The sequence below is a fragment of the Amycolatopsis sp. genome, from assembly GCF_025464955.1.
Classification (GTDB): domain Bacteria; phylum Actinomycetota; class Actinomycetes; order Mycobacteriales; family Pseudonocardiaceae; genus Amycolatopsis.
Window position 1 is genome coordinate 1 of record NZ_JAODNM010000111.1, and the last position, 16,155, is coordinate 16,155.

Annotated in this window: 16 protein-coding genes; 7 read left to right on the top strand and 9 right to left on the bottom strand. The window is 68.7% G+C overall.

Going from position 1 to position 16,155, the window contains the following annotated elements; genetic code table 11:
• Window positions 1-195 precede the first annotated feature (195 nt).
• Window positions 196-957 carry an arylamine N-acetyltransferase gene (locus tag JWQ81_RS26200; protein ID WP_297545532.1) on the top strand — a complete coding sequence of 254 codons (762 nt, stop codon included), beginning with the start codon at window positions 196-198 and terminating at the stop codon, window positions 955-957.
• 191 nt (window positions 958-1,148) lie between these two features.
• Here the strand turns inward: JWQ81_RS26200 and JWQ81_RS26205 are convergent, their stop codons facing one another.
• The 9 genes from JWQ81_RS26205 to JWQ81_RS26245 form a co-directional block, all read right to left on the bottom strand.
• The gene (locus tag JWQ81_RS26205; RefSeq protein ID WP_297545534.1) at window positions 1,149-2,396 is read right to left on the bottom strand and encodes an MFS transporter; all 1,248 of its coding nucleotides are present in this window, start codon (window positions 2,394-2,396) and stop codon (window positions 1,149-1,151) included.
• A gap of 125 nt (window positions 2,397-2,521) precedes the next feature.
• Entirely contained in the window at window positions 2,522-2,953 is a 432-nt protein-coding gene (locus tag JWQ81_RS26210) for a MarR family transcriptional regulator (protein WP_297545535.1), read from the bottom strand.
• A gap of 70 nt (window positions 2,954-3,023) precedes the next feature.
• Window positions 3,024-4,205: a cytochrome P450 gene (locus JWQ81_RS26215; protein ID WP_297545537.1), complete on the bottom strand. Its 1,182-nt coding sequence runs from the start codon at window positions 4,203-4,205 to the stop codon at window positions 3,024-3,026.
• Complete coding sequence (locus tag JWQ81_RS26220; RefSeq protein ID WP_297545539.1) at window positions 4,202-6,298, bottom strand: prolyl oligopeptidase family serine peptidase; 2,097 nt, start codon at window positions 6,296-6,298, stop codon at window positions 4,202-4,204. Before JWQ81_RS26220 ends, JWQ81_RS26215 begins: the two co-directional genes overlap by 4 nt.
• Window positions 6,295-7,545 (bottom strand): MFS transporter, encoded by a 1,251-nt coding sequence (locus JWQ81_RS26225; RefSeq protein ID WP_297545541.1) that lies wholly within the window; start codon window positions 7,543-7,545, stop codon window positions 6,295-6,297. Before JWQ81_RS26225 ends, JWQ81_RS26220 begins: the two co-directional genes overlap by 4 nt.
• A 16-nt stretch (window positions 7,546-7,561) precedes the next feature.
• Entirely contained in the window at window positions 7,562-8,752 is a 1,191-nt protein-coding gene (locus tag JWQ81_RS26230) for a radical SAM protein (protein ID WP_297545543.1), read from the bottom strand.
• Between the two features lie 162 nt (window positions 8,753-8,914).
• Complete coding sequence (locus JWQ81_RS26235) at window positions 8,915-9,043, bottom strand: hypothetical protein (protein WP_297545545.1); 129 nt, start codon at window positions 9,041-9,043, stop codon at window positions 8,915-8,917.
• Window positions 9,044-9,078: 35 nt separating this feature from the next.
• Window positions 9,079-9,207, bottom strand: coding sequence for a hypothetical protein (locus tag JWQ81_RS26240; RefSeq protein ID WP_297545547.1), 129 nt, complete (start codon window positions 9,205-9,207; stop codon window positions 9,079-9,081).
• A gap of 102 nt (window positions 9,208-9,309) precedes the next feature.
• On the bottom strand, window positions 9,310-9,441 hold the full coding sequence (locus JWQ81_RS26245) for a hypothetical protein (protein WP_297545549.1): 132 nt from the start codon (window positions 9,439-9,441) through the stop codon (window positions 9,310-9,312).
• 214 nt (window positions 9,442-9,655) lie between these two features.
• Here JWQ81_RS26245 and JWQ81_RS26250 point away from each other — a divergent pair, with 214 nt between their 5' ends.
• The 6 genes from JWQ81_RS26250 to JWQ81_RS26275 are packed head-to-tail and all read left to right on the top strand — an operon-like array spanning window position 9,656 to window position 16,148.
• Window positions 9,656-10,747, top strand: a complete 1,092-nt coding sequence (locus tag JWQ81_RS26250) for a radical SAM protein (protein ID WP_297545551.1) — start codon at window positions 9,656-9,658, stop codon at window positions 10,745-10,747.
• Window positions 10,744-11,448, top strand: a complete 705-nt coding sequence (locus JWQ81_RS26255; RefSeq protein WP_297545553.1) for an iron-containing redox enzyme family protein — start codon at window positions 10,744-10,746, stop codon at window positions 11,446-11,448. The genes JWQ81_RS26250 and JWQ81_RS26255 overlap by 4 nt, the downstream gene beginning before the upstream one ends.
• Complete coding sequence (locus JWQ81_RS26260) at window positions 11,445-11,645, top strand: aroma-sacti cluster domain-containing protein (RefSeq protein ID WP_297545555.1); 201 nt, start codon at window positions 11,445-11,447, stop codon at window positions 11,643-11,645. The genes JWQ81_RS26255 and JWQ81_RS26260 overlap by 4 nt, the downstream gene beginning before the upstream one ends.
• Window positions 11,645-14,770 carry an adenylate/guanylate cyclase domain-containing protein gene (locus JWQ81_RS26265; protein WP_297545556.1) on the top strand — a complete coding sequence of 1,042 codons (3,126 nt, stop codon included), beginning with the start codon at window positions 11,645-11,647 and terminating at the stop codon, window positions 14,768-14,770. The genes JWQ81_RS26260 and JWQ81_RS26265 overlap by 1 nt, the downstream gene beginning before the upstream one ends.
• The gene (locus JWQ81_RS26270) at window positions 14,767-15,591 is read left to right on the top strand and encodes a S8 family serine peptidase (RefSeq protein WP_297545558.1); all 825 of its coding nucleotides are present in this window, start codon (window positions 14,767-14,769) and stop codon (window positions 15,589-15,591) included. Before JWQ81_RS26265 ends, JWQ81_RS26270 begins: the two co-directional genes overlap by 4 nt.
• A complete protein-coding gene (locus JWQ81_RS26275) occupies window positions 15,588-16,148 on the top strand; it encodes a GAF domain-containing protein (RefSeq protein ID WP_297545560.1) in 561 nt (186 codons plus the stop codon). Before JWQ81_RS26270 ends, JWQ81_RS26275 begins: the two co-directional genes overlap by 4 nt.
• The last annotated feature ends 7 nt before the right edge of the window (window positions 16,149-16,155 follow it).

The following is a 16,155-nucleotide window of genomic DNA, read 5'->3' on the forward strand; positions in this document are numbered from 1 at the left end:
GGTTCCCAGCGCCCGACTTTTGCACGGCCTCGTGGACCACAGTGCGACGACGTCGGCAGGCGACCTAACCCGATTTTCACCCCTCACCAACCCGCCCGCCAGGGCGGAAGACCGACTTTTGTACAAAAGCGCCCAACGCCGGGTCCCGATTTTCGGGCTTGACCTCGACCATGGTCCAGGTGACACGGTAGGAGCATGGATCCTGATGCCTACCTCCACCGCATCGGCGCGCGCCCGTCCCCGACGACCGACCTCAAAACGCTGTGGCACCTGCAGGAACGGCATCTGGCCACGGTGCCATTCGAAAACCTGGCCATCCACCTCGGCGAGCGGGTCAGCCTCGAGGAGAAGGACCTGTTCGCCAAGATCGTGGACCGCCGGCGCGGGGGTATCTGCTACGAGGTGAACGGCCTGTTCGCCTGGCTGCTGCGCGAGGTGGGGTTCGAGGTCACACTGCTCGGCGCCAAAGTGTTCCGCGGGGGCAGCTTGGGGCCCCCGTTCGACCACCTGGCGCTGCGGGTGGACCTCGACGAGCCGTGGCTGGTGGACGTCGGGTTCGGGCGGCACTCGGTGCACCCGCTGCGGCTGAACGCCACCGAAGCCCAGCAGGACGACGCCGGGGACTTCCTGATCCTCGACGCGCCCGGCGGCGACATCGACATCCTGCGCGACGGCGAGCCCGCGTATCGGCTGGAGAGACGCGCGCGTGAGCTGCACGAGTTCGAGCCGACCTGCTGGTGGCAGACGACGTCGCCGGGCTCGAACTTCACGAAACGGCTGGTCTGCTCGCTGCTCACGGCCGACCGGCAGGTGACCCTCGCCGGCGACCGGCTGATCGAGACCGCCGGCGACGATCGCACCGAGCGGCTCCTCTCCGGCGACGCCGAGATCCTGGCGACCTACCGGACGGTGTTCGGCTTCGAGCTGGAGCGGGTGCCGGTCGTCGGGCAAAAATGAACGAAGCCCTGCTCCCGGGGTTCCCGGTTGCAGGGCCTCGTCCGTTCCCGAACTGACTGCCGCTCCCACCACGAAGCGGACAAGACAAAGGTTAGCCTACCCTCACACACTCCGCAAGTCCCCTCTGTGCGGCGCAGCAAAAGACGCCACAGGGGTGGCCCCTCAGGGCCACGCACAGAAGCCGAACCGCCCTACCGGGCCAGGACACGCTGACGGCCGAAGCGGCGGACGGGGAGTTTGACGCCGCCGCGGCGGATGAGGACAACGGCGCAGACCACGGCGGCGAGAACCGAGATCACACCGCCGACGTAGAACGTCGAACGGCCGCCGAAGTTGCTCGCCAGCCAGCCCGTCATCGGGCCGCCGATGGGGTTGCCGCCGATCAGCACCAGCACGTACAGCCCCATCACGCGCCCGCGCATCTCCGGGCTGACCGCGGTCTGCACGAGCGAGTTGGCGGTGTTGAGGAAGGTGATCGTGGCGTACCCGAGCGGCACCAGCGCGATCCCGAACGAGAGGTACGTCGGCATGACCGACGCGACGCATTCGAGCGCGCCGAGGCTGAACGCCGAGATCAGCAGCAACCGCACCCGCGGCTCGCGCTTGACGCCGCGCCGCGCGCCCATCATCGCGCCGGTGAACGTCCCGAGCGCGACCATCGTCGACAGCAGGCCGTAGCCGTCCGCGCCGGTGCCGAACACGTTCCCGGCGACGATGGCGATCGAGGTGAAGAAGTTGAGGCCGAACATACTGACGAACAGCACCAACACCATGACCGTCACCAGGTCGGAACGCCGCCGGACGTAGCGCAGCCCGTCGCGAAGCTGCCCCTTCGCCCGGACGATCGCCGGCCCGCGGAACAGGTGGTCCGGGTTCATCAACGCAAGGCCGGTGATCACCGCGATCGTGCTGACGCCGTTCGCGATGAACAACCAGCCGGTGCCGACCCAGGTGATCGCGAACCCGGCGATGGCCGGGCCGATGATGCGGGCCATGTTGAAGATCGACGAGTTGAGCGACACGGCATTGGCGATGTGCTCCCGGCCCACCATCTCGGCGACGAACGACTGCCGCGTCGGCACCTCCAGCGCACCCAGGCAACCCAGCACGACACACAGCGCGTAGACGTGCCAGAGCTGGACGACGCCGGTGATGTTCAACAGCCCGAGCACCACGGCCTGCACACAGCTCAGGCTCTGGATGACCATCAGCATCCGGCGCTTGTCGACGCGGTCGGCGAGCACCCCGGCCCACAGCGAAAGCAGCACGGTCGGGGTGAACTGCAGCGCGACCGCGATGCCCAGTGCGATCGGGTTGTGCCCGCTGAGGGTGAACACCAGCCAGTCCTGGGCGATGCGCTGCATCCAGGTGCCGATGTTGGAGATCACCTGGCCGCTGAAGAACAGCCGGTAGTTGCGGACCTTCAGGGAGGAGAACATGGACGGCTTGATCGACGGCGGACCTGCCGTGCCGGTCGGTTCGGCCGGCGGCGGTGGAGCCGGATCCCGGGTAGCGGTGAAGGTCGTCTGACGCTCTGTGTCGCTACCCGTGTTCGTCACCGGTTTTAGTTCCCCGCCATCCTGTCGATGATTTCCGCGGCCTTGGAGAGCAGTTCGCGCTCCTCGGCGGTCAGTTCTGCCAGCCGTTGGTCGAGCCAAGCCTCACGGGCCGAAATCGCGTCGTGGACGAACCCCGAGCCTGCCTCGGACAGTTCGACGATCGCTTGACGCCCGTCCGTGGGGTGGGGCCGCCTGTCGACGTAACCGAGCTCTTCGAGCGCGGCGATGACCCTGGTCATCGACGGCGGCTGGACCCCCTCCTTGGCAGCGAGCTGCCCCGGCGTCAGCGCCCCACATTTGTACAATGTGGACAGTGCGGAGATCTGGGTGAGCGTGACACCCTGACCGGCCCGCTGCGCGCGAAGCCGCCGGTTGAGCCGAACGACGGCCAGCCGCAAACGGCTCGCCAATGAGCGCTCACGCAGGTCGTCCGGCATATCGTTAGCGTACCTCACGATCACTCGCCGGTCGGGTGAACTCCCCCACCCCGCTGAACGTGACGCACGGCTACCCGGTCAACGAGACCGGCAAGTTCTCGAGCCGGCGGTGGAGGAAACTGCCCCGCCACGTCAGTTCGGCCGCCGGGATCGCCAGCACGGCGCCCGGGCAGGACTTCACGAACTCGGCCACGAAGACTTCCAGCTCCAGCCTCGCGAGCGAGGCACCGAGGCAGTAGTGGTGCCCGAACCCGAAGCCGAAGTGATCGGAGTTCGGCCGGTCGAGATCGAGCCGATCCGGCGAGTCATACCGGCGCGGATCACGGTTGGCCGCGGCCAGTGCCACCAACACGCCGTCGCCCTCCGATATCACCGTCCCCGCCAGCTCGAAGTCCTCAGTGGCCCGCCTCATCGTGGCGAACGGGCTGGAGGTATCCCAGCGCAGGACCTCCTCCACCGCTCGGGGCGCCAAGGCCGGATCGGCACGAACACGCGCGGCGAACGCCGGTTCGGTCAGCAGCGCGACCAGGCAGATCCCGATCATCTGCGCGGCCCCATCGACAGCGGAGATCATCATCGTCGCGCAGAGGGAGATCAGTTCGGAACGGCTGACGTCCCCCGCGGCCGCCGAGGCCGCAGTGATGGCGGACAGGAGATCGTCCCCGGGATCGCCCTGCCGCCGGTCGATCTCAGCGGCGACGAACCCGTCGAACCAGTCCAGTGTCTCCTCGACGGCGGTACGGGGTCGGCCGGACCGGTCGACCAGCGCTGCCATCCTGCGATTCAGCTCTCCGTGCCCGGTTTCGGCAATACCGAACAGTTCGCAGATGATCCTGAAGGGCAGTAACCCGGCGAAGGATGCCATCAGATCAACTGGCCCGGACCTCGGGATCGCCGCGAGCAGTTCGCGCGTGGCCGCTTCCACCTGCGGCCGGTACCGCGCCAACCGGCGCGGAGTGAGCAACGGGGTGACGATCTTCCGGATCCGGGTGTGCTCCGGCGGGTCGTAGTCCACCAAAGTGAGATCCATCGCGCGCCGGAGCGCCGCGTGCGGGTCGACGTCCTTCGGTTGGAGCGAGAGCCGGGGATCGAGCAACGCCGTGCGGACATCGTCGGCCCGGGTGACCACCCACGCGTGCCGGTTCCGCGGTCCGGCAACCGACGTCACCGGGCAGCCTTCGCGCAGCTGTTCCAGTACGGGATGCGGGCGATTCGTGAACGCGCCGCCCAGCAGGGACTCCGGCTCTTTCATGTCTTCTCCAGCCCGCCGAGTTGCCTGTCGAAGAAGGCCAGCACGTCCGCCAGCAGCCCGAGCTGGCTCGTGAGCGGGCGCACGCCGTGCCCGACGCCGGGCTCGGTCCGGAGCACCACGGGTCCGGCACCGGTGGACGCGTACTGCAGCGCGGCGCACATCTTCCGTGCGTGCAGCGGGTCCACCCGGCTGTCACCGTCGAAGACGCCGAACAGGACGGCCGGATAAGCCGTGCCGACCTGGACGTGGTGGTAGGGCGAGTAGGAAAGCAGCGTGCGGAACTGCCCGGGATCCTCGGCGGTGCCGTACTCCGGCCGCCAGCTCGGGCCGAGCCCGGTCTGTTCGTACCGGGCCATGTCGAGCAGCGGAGCCAGGCACACCGCGGCCGCGTACTTGTCCGGGTGCCGGGTGACGACCGCCCCGACGAGCAGTCCTCCGTTGGAACCGCCCATGATCCCGAGCTTCGCCCGGTTGGTCCAGCCGTGGTCGACGAGGTGGTCGGCCGCGGCCGCGAAGTCCTCGAAAACCTTCGGTTTGCCCGCCCCTGTCCCAGCGCTGTGCCAATGCCTGCCCTCTTCGCCGCCACCGCGGACACACGCGACGGCGTAGACACCGCCGGCTCTGGCCCACGCCAGCGCGTCGGCCAGGTAACCGGGGGACATCGAGACCCCGAACCCGCCGTATCCGGTGAGGATGGCCGGTCGCGGCCGGTCCGGTCGACCGTGCGGCGAGACTACGAACATCCGGACTTCGGTACCGTCCGCGGAGCGGTAGGTCTCCAGGTCGGTACGGACCCGCGGCCCGGCGGGCAATCGCGGCGCCTGCCACGGTTCGACAGCCCCCGAGAGTGCGTCGAAGCGAAGCACGGTCAACGGCGTGGCGTGGTCGGTGTAGCCGAGCCAGGCCTCGTGACCGCCCTCGGGCCTGGTCGCCACACCGGTGATCACGCCCTTGCCGGGCAACGGGACGACGGCGAGTTCGCGGCCGTCCGCAAGGTCGTGGACGGTGACCTCTGCGGTGGCGTGCCGCGCCCACACTGCGAGCACGAGGCGACGGCCGGGCGCCGGGCCGTCGAGCACCGTGACGGTGTCCAGCACCGCGTCGGATCGTTCGCCGATGAGCTCGATCCAGGCCGACGCCGACGGGTCCGCGGGAGTGCAGGTGACTACGCGGCCCCGAGGCGCCTTGTCCGTCGTTCTGAACGCCATCACGTCGTGTGGACCGGTGCCGCGCGGGATGAGCGCCCGGGTGGTGGACGGCTGGTCCTGGTCGACTGGGATCAGGACGGGTGAGCGCACCGGGCCGGCGTGCAGATCAGCCAACGAGACCTCGGTATCAGGATCGGTCCCGACCGTGGACGTGATGGCCAGCCACCGCCCGTCCGCGGTCACCGAAACGTCGTAGAAGGTGGTCTTGTCCCGGCCCTCACCGAAAACCGGTACGTCGGCCGGCGTGTCGTCGCCGATTTCGTGCAGATAGACGCGGCGGTGGTAGCGCTCCTCACCCGGGTTCAGCTCGGGAGGCAACCGCCGCACGTAGTAGAAGGCGCGCCCGCCGGGCAGCCAAGCTATCGGCGACCGGCGTACCCGGTCGATCGGCCCGTCGACGACCTGCCCGGTGCCAACGTCGAGAACCCGGAGTACCGAGTCTTCCGTACCGCCACCGGACAACTGGTAGGCGACGAAATCCCCTTCCCAGCAAGGTTCCCAGGCTTCGAGCACGGTACGGCCGGATGGATCGAGCGCGACCGGGTCGATGAGCGTCCGCCGGATTCCGTCCTCCTCGACGTACAGCGCGGCCTGGTCCTCGGCACCTCGGCGGAAGCGGTAGAACGTCCGGGCCCGGCGAAACACCGGCAGGGAATGGACGTCCTCCGGGAGCAGTCCCATCACCCTGCGGCGCCAGTCTCCGGTATCCGCCCACTGGGCCCGTTCCGCGATGAACAGGTCTTCCTGGGCCGCCAGCCAGGACACCGTCCGCTCCGCGTCGCCGTCCTCCAGCCACCGGTAGGGATCCGCGACGGCGATGCCATGCAGCTCCTCGACGAGGTCCTGGCGTGGCGCGTCCGGATAGCGGCGGTCGACCGGGTTCACGAGGTCTCCGGTTCGCCGTGGGCAAGGACATCGGGTTCGGCCACCGGTTGCGGAAGCGGGGCCGGCGCCGAACGCGCACCGGGCAGGACCACGATTCCGGCGGCAAGCAGGCAAAGCGCCGCGAACAACGACCACGTGAGCGACAGCCCGGCAGCCCCGAGCAGGATCCCGGCCAGCGCTGGGCCCACCGACGCGACACCGGCGTTGACCAGTCCGGTCGCGGTGCTGACCCGGCCGACCAGGTCCCGCGGCACACTGGCGAAGATGAGCTGCCCCAACCTGATCCCGGCCGCCGGGGTGAGCAGCATCATCAGGACGAGCACGGGTCCGATCACCCATGGCTGATGGGCCACCGCGAACACGGCGGTCCCGGCAGCCCACACCAGCGCGATCGCCACGTAGAACACCGATTCGGCCAGCAGCGCGATCAGGCGCACCGCGATCAGCGAGCCGGCGACCGCGCCGACTCCGGCACACGCGATGACCAGGCCGACGGTGCCGGTGGAGACGCCGGCCCCGCGGAGCCCGAACAGCACGGTCGCCTCCGTCCCGGCCGCGGCCAGGTTCAGCACCGCCGCGACCGCGAGCAGCCGGACGAAACGGGGATGGCCCCATAACCATCGCACTCCCGCTGTGGGCCGTCGGTCCACAACGTCGCCGGCCCGGGGCTGCTGACGTGTTCGCACGGTGAGCAGGGCGGCCGCGGAGATCGCGTAGGACGCGGCGTCGACCACGAAGGGCAGCATCGGGGCGACGGCGAACAGCAGGCCGCCAAGCGGCGGCCCGGCCATCATGATCGTCCCGGTCGTCGCCTGGAACCGGCTCAGCGCGTGGGCAAGCTGCTCTTGGGGGACGATATCCCGCAGCAGTACCGAATACGCCGGGGTGTACAACGCCGTCGCCACGCCTTCGACCGCCGCCACCGTAAGCAGTTGAGGGAACGAGACGTGCCCCAGCGCCATTGTGGTGGGCACGCTTCCCACCACGAGCAAGCGGACGAGATCCATCCACACCATCAACTTGCGCGGATCGACCAGGTCGGCAAGGTGCCCGCCGGGCAGGCGGAGCACGGTGGAGGTGATCAGCGAAGCCGAAAGTACGGCACCCGCCTCTGCCGCGCTCCCGCCGAAGGAAAGGACTAGCAGCGGGTAGGCGATCGCCGAAAGGCTCGAACCGAGTGGCGATACCGAACTGGCCACCCACAGCCGTAAGAAGTCCCGATTGCGCACCAGACCGGACGCCGACATCTTCGCTCTCCCTGGTCTACAGGCGCCCGACAGCGCTCAAATGGTCCAGCAGCGCGGCATCGACCGTGTTCTGGAAACTCGCCAGCCCCCGGTCTTCATCCGAGAACCGGTAGAAGTCCTCACAGGACTGCCAGCGGCCTTCGGTCTCCGCTGACGGCAGATAGCCGGTCGCCGTCGTACCCACCTCCAAGCCGGGCTTGCCGGCCGTTTCCCAGCAGCTGGCGAGCACACCATCCGCGTTGACCACCGCGCCGAACCGACCCTCGCGGAAAGAACAGGTCTGGCAAGGGGCTTGCGCACGAGGTCGCGCGACAGTGAAGCCAAGCTCGAGCGCACGACGCTGCCAGCGCAGGAAGCTATCGGCGAGCAGTCCGGTGTGCAGCAGCTCGTTCTCGTACCCCACCCCGACATCGCCGACCCGCGCGAAGTAGATGTTGCATCGCGACGTGTCCATCGCCTCGCCGAGCTGCTCCACCAGCTTGTCGAGGCCGGTGTGATTGTGATGCGACACATTCACCCGAAGACTCCAGCGGATCGAGGTGACCGCCGAAACCTTGGCCATGTTGGCGATGATGGTGTCGAACGTGCCGCCGCCCGATCGTTTGATCCGGATGTGGTCATGCACTTCGCGATCGCCGTCAAAGGTGATCTGTACCGAGGACAGGCCCAGGTCCGCCAACTCCTTGGCCAGCAACGGGGTGAGGAGTGTTCCATTGGAGACCATGCTGGCCGAGACCAGGCCGTGGTCGGCGGCCCTGGACAGCAGGTCGCGGCAGCCCTTCGGGTTCAGCATCGGCTCTCCGCCGAACAGCAGGATCGTCAGCTTGTCCAGACCGGCTTCGGCCATACGCGCGTCGGTGAACTCAAGGAGAGACGTCGTGGTCTCGGGGGTGAGCCTGGCGTGGGCGATACGCGGCGGCCGGTTTCCCCCGGAGGGATCCTGTTCGGTGTTCTGGAAGCAGTACCCACAACCGAGATTGCAGTCGGTACTGGTGAGCACCGTCAGCGCATACGAGTCGTACGCCGGGACCTCGAACAGCCCCTGGTCGCGCAGACTCCGTTCCACTCGCGGTAACACCGCGCCTTCCGCGTCAAGATGCTCGTCCTGAAGGCGGGCGATCCCTCGTGGCCCGATGAACCACCAGTTCTTTTCACCCTTGATGAGCCGCTCGCGAGGTGCCACGTCGGCTAACTGGCTGGAATTCACATCAACCTCCCGAAGAGGGCGCAGGCGGCATTATCGACCGCGGTGGACAGTTTTCCGTGTCGAGCATGAGGAACCGAGTCCGGTCACCGAACGAGGAAGTTTCGTCGGGTGACCGGACTCAGCAGCGATCAAATCCGACTGACGGCCGGATTGCGGGCGTTCTCAGTACGAGTGGATGAGGCAGAACTGGGCATCCTCTTCGGATCCCTCAGCGTGGGCGACGACCTCGGGGTCGCTCACCGCCGCAGCCGCGTTCTCTTCGGACTCGGGGTTGGTCTTCTCTTCGGACATTCTCTTCCTCCTACTGGATAAAACTCGGTTGTCGATCAGAACCAGTGCGCGACGCAGAAGCCTGGGTCCTCTTCGGACTCTTCAGCGTGGGCGATGACCTCGGGATCCTTCACCGCCGACGGGTCGACCTCTTCAGGCTCTGGGGCGACGTTTTCTTCGGACATTCACTTCTCCTTGCGTTGATTCTTTCGCCGTGTCCTCGACGTTGCCGGGAACACTACGATGAACTGCTTAACGAACGGTATGAACGCAGTGAAAGGCGATCATCACCACGAGTTGGTGGCGCACCAGACCGGCGCCTCGGGCATTGTTTCCACATGCGCCTCGACCTCGTCCGTACCGGCTTCGTTCGGAATCTCGGCGGATTCCTGACCTTGGGGATCACTCTCACTGGACAACGACGACCTCCTACAGTCGGGAGATTCTCCGGAAAACGGAGACGACGCGACGCTAACGTGCGCCGCTTAACAGGCGGTATGGGCGCGGTGAAAGCAGGAAAATGATCGAGCGTCCGCACTTTCGGGCAAATATGCCGGGAATATACCGAGCTGAAACCGGCACCCGATCCGGCTGGGGGAGACTCGGGGAACAGCAAGGAGAGGAGGCACGGGGATGCATTTGGCCGATATCATGGCCTTGCGCCGCCAGGTGTGCGCCGGCCTGCTGGTCACCACGACCGACCGGTGTCCGCTGAGCTGCGCGCACTGCTCGTCGGCCTCGACACTGCGCGGCAAGGACATCGAGAGCGACCAGCTGCTTCGGTTCGTCGGCAGTTTCACCGCCGGCGAACGGCCCGACGTCGTGATGCTGACCGGCGGCGAGCCGCTCATGCGGCCGGACCTGGTGTGCGCGGTAGCCCGCGAAGCACGCACGGCGGGTACCCGCACCGCGGTACTGACCGGCGCGTTCTTCGCCCGCGGCGGCCGGCTCCCGGCACCCGTCCGGGAGGCCGCGCGCACGGTCGACCACTTCTCGATCAGCCTCGACGCCTACCACGAACGGGAAGTCTCGAGAGCGGACGTCTTCGCGGTGCTGAAACTGCTCCTGAAGCAGGGCACCGACACCAGCCTGCACATCGTCGGCACCGGTCCGGACGACAGCTACCTCGAAGAAGTCACCACCGCCGTCTCCGGGACCTTCGGCGCCGACGTTCCCATGCTGGTCAGCGAGGTTCGCCCGATCGGCCGGGCGCGGGGGTGGGCTCTCGCTCTCGCCGACGCCGATGCCGGGCGAGCCACCCCCTGCGCGATGGCCGCCTGGCCGGTCGTGAGTGTCGACGGGCGGATTTCGGCCTGCTGCAACCAGGACGTCGTCGACGGTCGGTCGACCCCCGATCACCTGGCCCTCGGGCACATCGCAACCGACGGCTGGGCCGCTGTCCACGAACGCGCGCGAACTCGGCCGCTACTGCGCGTCATCCGGACCGTCGGCCCGCTGCATCTCACTGCCCGTGTCCGCGGCGAGCTCGTGCCCGGAAGCGAACCGGACTACTGCACGTCGTGCCACCGGCTCGGCGACGAACCCGCGGCCGCGAACTGGGCAAGCCGGATCGGTACCGGTCCGGTGGGCGAACTCCTTGAGCGGACGGCGATCGAACAGCGGGCGTCGACCGGTCCCGTCGGCCTGGTCACCGAATATGGAAGCAGCCGATACGCCCACCTCGTCGACGGCCGAGCCGCGGGAACGGGGGCCACCCAGCCATGAACACCGACCAGGGCCTCACCTGGCCACCCCGCACCGCCGGCCTCACCCTCGGCCGGGAGGTTCGGACCCTGCTGGACGTCGTCGGTCCGGTGCTCCACGTCACCGCCGCGGCGATCTGGCGGCCGGACGGCCTGCGCAAGCGGTATCTCAAATACCTTTCGGCGATGCACGGGGTCATCCGCGCATCGGTGCCGCTCATGGAGCTGGCCGCGTCGCGCTGCGCGGATACCGGTCGGAAGCGGCTCCGCGAGTACTTCGACGAGCACATCGAAGAAGAACAACATCACGACGAATGGCTGCGCGAAGACCTGAGACTGCTCGGCTCGGACCTCGACTCGGCCCCTTCGCCGACGGTCGCACGGCTGGTGGGCGCCCAGTACTACTGGGTCAGCCACCACGACCCGGTATGCCTCCTCGGCTACATCGCCGTCCTCGAAGGGAATTCACCCGCCCCGACCCTGGCCGGGGAGCTCGCCGCGAGGACCGGGTTCTCGTCGGACGCGTTCCGGACGCTGCATCACCACGCCGTCGTCGACACCGAACACAGCAGAGCCGTCTACGACCTGCTCGACGAACTTCCGGCCACCGCCGGACAGAGGCAGGCGGTACGGGTCAGCGCGTTGCAGACCGTCGCCGGACTGGCCGACCTGTTTCACGAGATCGCCCGCGAACCGGCGGCCGGAGGGAAGTGGACTCGATGACCGATCAGGTGGACAACCTCACCGAGCTGGAAGCCGCCGGGTTCCCGGTCGAGGGCTTCACTGACGAGCAGCGCACGGTCTTCCGCGACCTGAGTGCCGAGGAACTTGCGCTCGTAGTCGACATCAAGGGCCGGCTGGACGCTGTCGCGCCGGAGGTCGAGGCGCACGCCGCGGTGGCAGGGGCGGCTTTGTTCTGATGCTTGCCCCGGAAGAGGAAACGCGCGCTCCGCGCTGTTCCGCCTGCAAGTCGGCGCTGCCGTCCGGCGCCCGGTTCTGCCCGTCCTGCGGCACCGCGGTCAGCGACCCTCCCAAGGCGGAGAAGCGCAAGGTCGTGACCGTGCTGTTCTGCGACCTCGTGTCCTCGACGGCCCTGTCCGGAACCTTGGAACCGGAGATGCTCCGCATCGTCATGCTCCGCTATTTCGAGCTGATGAGGGGACGGATCGAAGCCCATGGCGGCACCGTCGAAAAGTTCATCGGAGACGCCGTGATGGCCGTCTTCGGCGTGCCCGCGGTCCACGAGAACGACGCACTGCGCGGGGCGAGTGCGGGGCTGGAGATGATCGCCGCGCTCGGCGAGCTCAACAGCGAGTTGACCCCGGCACTCGGCTGCCGGCTCAGCGTCCGGCTCGGCATCAACACCGGTGAAGTCGTGACGGCCGCGAACGGCGGGCAACAGACGATGGTGTCCGGCGAAGTCGTCAATATCGCGGCGAGGCTCGAGCAGCACGCCGGAGAGAACCAGATCCTGCTCGGACCGGACACCCTCGCCGCGCTGGGCACCGCGGCCGTCGTCGCAGAGCTCGGGCCGATGCTGTTCAAGGGCAAAGCCGCCGCTGTCCCGGTCCATCGACTGCTCGGTCTCCGGCCGGAAGCGGCAGACCTGCCGCGCGGACTCGACCTGCCTTTCGTCGGCAGGAAGAGCGAGCTCGCCCGATTGCGTTCCCGCTGGGACCGCGTCACCGGTTCCGGGACGTGCCGTCGGCTCACGGTGTGTGCGGACGCCGGCCTCGGTAAGACACGGCTGCTGCGTGAATGGCTCGACGAACTGCCGGACGCGGACGTCTTCCTCGGCACCGGACGCTGTCATTCACACGGCGACCAAGCAAGTCTCATGCCGCTCGCCACGGCGATGCGCCAGATACTGGCCGTCGCCGCGGAAGCGGGGTTCCGACTCGACGACGGGCCTGCCGGCTCGGCATACGACGTCCTGAGTTCGGGGCTGCTCGCCGACGGCACGCCGAGTCCGTCGCTGGACACCTGCCGCGCGGCTGTGGCGGGCGTGCTCGCCGGGCTTGCCGCCGAACGCCCCGTCGTGCTGGTACTGGACGATCTGCACTGGGCGGACGCGGCCCTGCTCGACGCCATAGAACTGATCGCCGCGAAGCTGGGGACGAGTCCGGTGTTCCTCGTCTGCGCCGGCCGGACCGACCTCTTACTTGACCATCCACTATGGACAGACAGCGCGGACGCCGGCACGTTCGAACTGGGTCCGCTGACCCCGGCGGAGTCCGCCACCCTGGCCGGACAGCTGGTCGAAGTCCAGTCGCATGGCACCGCGCCACCGCCGACGCTCCTGGAGCGCGCGGAGGGCAACCCCCTCTACCTCGAACAACTCACCGCCATGCTCACCGAAGGCGCCGAACCCGGCGACCTGCCGGGCACGGTGACCGCTGTGCTGGCCGCCCGGATAGACGCACTGGCCTCGGAAGAACGCGTCGTACTGGACGCCGCCGCCGTGATCGGCCGCCAGTTCGCCCCGGCTCAGCTCAGCCCGTTGGTCGACGCCTTCGAGCCGGCGCCCGCCACGGATCCGGACCAGCGGATCCTGCGCGGGCTGGTCCGGCGGCGGCTGATCGAACCAGTCGACGACGACGGGCACTACCGGTTCCGCAGCGGACTTGTCCGCGAAGTCACCTACCAGGGCATTTCCAAGGTACGCCGAGCCGAATGGCACGAACTGCTGGCAACCGGCCCCCGCACCGGGCGTGCCGTCGCCGGCCGCCACCTCGAAGAGGCCTATCGGCACAGGTCAAGCCTCGGCCTGCGGGACGAACGCACCGAGCGGCTCCGCGGTGAAGCCGCGCGGACGCTCGGCGAGGCGGGCGGCGTCGCGTTGGCGCGGGCCGACCTGTCCTGGTCGGAGAGTCTGCACCGGAGCGCGCTCGCGTGTTCGGTTCCCGGCGATCCGTGGTGGGCGGCCACCGCGCAGCGCCTCGGCGAGACGTGCCTGGCTCTCGGCCGCACGCTCGAAGGCGGCGATCTGCTTCGCGAGGTCGTCAGGATGGCCGCGGACACCGGTGACCAACTGGCCGCCGCGCACGGCAGGCTCCAGTTGGCAGCACTGGACCCGGGGTCGGCTTCGGGCGGCTCCGCGGCCGAGGTCGCCCGGGCGGCACTCCCGGTCTTCCGTGCCGCCCGGGATGACCTGGGCCTGGCCAGGGCCGGAATCAGGCTCGCCCAGGAACAGCAGTCCCTCGGCCGGAACCGGGCCGCGCATCGGCTACTGGCCGACGCCCTGCACGCGGCGGTAGCCGCCGACGCCGAACCCGAGCGTGCGTTGACCTTGGGCGCGATGGGCGTTTCGTTCTGGCTTGGGCCGTTCCCTGCCGAAGAAGCCATCCGGAACTGCCGCGAGCTCCTCGCAGAGCATGGTAGCGGGCGAAGCGCGGTACAGCTGACGATCAACTGCCCACTGGCGTCCTTGCTCGCCCTGCGGCAGCGTTTCGACGAAGCCCGGGAATGTCTTGCCCTCGCAGGGGAACTGGTCCAGGGACTCGGTTACGCGGAAGCCGCGATGGTCGTCCCGATCTTCGCCGCCGGCGTCGAGGCCGCGGCCGGTGACTTCGAAACGGCCGAACGGCTCCTGCGGGCAGCGATCTCCGAAGGCCGCAAGACCGGCGAACTCTCTTTGCTGGCAACAGCTTCCCGTGATCTCGCGCGGATACGCCTGGCCCGCGGCCGCGTCCCGGCAATACTGCCCACGGAGCGGACTCCCTCAGCCGTCCCGGCCGCGGTCGCCGCGGACCAGCTCGGGATCCGTGCCCGCATGGAGGCCGCGGCAGGGCGCCACGCCTCCGCTGCCGAGCTCGCGCTGCACGCGGTCGCCGAGGCCGCCAAGACGGATTCACCGGTCACCCTCGCCGTCTCGCAGACGGATCTCGCCCACGTCCACCTGGCCGCGGGCGCCTACCGGCAGGCCGGCGCCGCGGCCGCGGCAGCGGGACGCACGTCCCGGCGCAAGGAAGACCTGGTCGGTTTGCTCGGCGCGGCTCGGCTCGCCGCGGCTATCCGCTCGGCCGAACAGGAAACGACGTCATGACTTCGACCGCGAATCCGGTCAGCTGGGGCCTGAGAGGACGCCACCCGGAAGACATCCCGGTGTTCGCGGCGGGGCCCGCACCCGGCTGGGCGACCGGCGGCTCGACCGGGGCCGGGGTGCGGGTCTGCGTCGTCGACAGCGGGATCGATCTCGAGCACCCGCTGGTCGGCCCGGTCGCTGCGTCCTACGCGGTGGTGCCGGGGGCGGACGGGCCGCGGGTGGAACAGACCGCGGACGGCGACACCTGCGGACACGGAACCGCGTGCGCGGGCATCATCCGGGAAGTGGCGCCGGACTGCGAGCTGCACAGCGTGCGGGTGCTCGGCAACCACTTCGCCGGCACCGGCGACTTCCTGCTCGCAGGGCTGAGCTGGGCTGTCGAGCAGGGATTCGACGTCATCAACCTGAGCCTGTCCACCACCCGGGCACGCTTCGTGCACGAACTTCGAGAGATAGCCGACCGCGCCTACTTCCGCGGGACCGCCCTGGTTGCGTCCGCTCACAACTCGCCCATCGTGAGCTTTCCGTGGAGCTTCTCCTCGGTGATCTCGGTCGGCGGGCACCAGGAAAGCGACCCGGGTCTCTACCTGTACAACCCCTCGCCACCGGTGGAGTTCTTCGCGAAGGGGCAGGACGTCCGAGTCGCCTGGCTGGGCGGTCGCACGATGCAGACGACGGGCAACAGCTTCGCCACCCCGCGGATCGCCGGCCTGTGCGCGCTGGCGCTCGCGGCGCATCCACGGCTCACCATCTTCGAGCTCAAGACCGCGCTGTACCTGGCGGCGGCGAACGTCCGCACCGAGAATCGAGGGATCTCATGACCACCCACCTGCCCTTCCCGGCCACGCCGGCTTCCTTCGACGCGGACGCGAGGGGCCTGCTGCAGTCCATCGTCAACGTGGCCCGCGCCATCTTCGGCGCCGCCGCGAGTTCGATCTTCCTGCTCGACGGGCAGACCGGAGAGCTGGTCTTCCAGGCCGTGGCCGGGGAGGGCGAAGGATTCCTGGTGGGTACCCGGATACCAGCCAGGGGTATCGCCGGCTGGGTACTGGGGTCCGGCGAGGCGATGGTGGTCGAGGACCTGCGGTCGAACGAATCCTTCGCGCGGGATCTGGCCGCCGGAACGGGCTACCTTCCGCAGGCGCTGATGGCGGTACCGCTGATCGACGCGGAAGACGTGCTGGGGGTACTCGAGGTACTCGACCCTGCCCCCCAGTCACGGTCGAATCTCGACGAGCTCGAACTGCTGACCCTGTTCGCCTGCCAGGCGGCGATCGCGCTCCGCGTGGTGACGACCCGCCGGGCGAGTACCGAGCCGGTCGACGATGACCAGGATCTGGTCCACGCTTTCCAGGAGTTCCTGCAGGCCCGGCGGTGACGAAAGC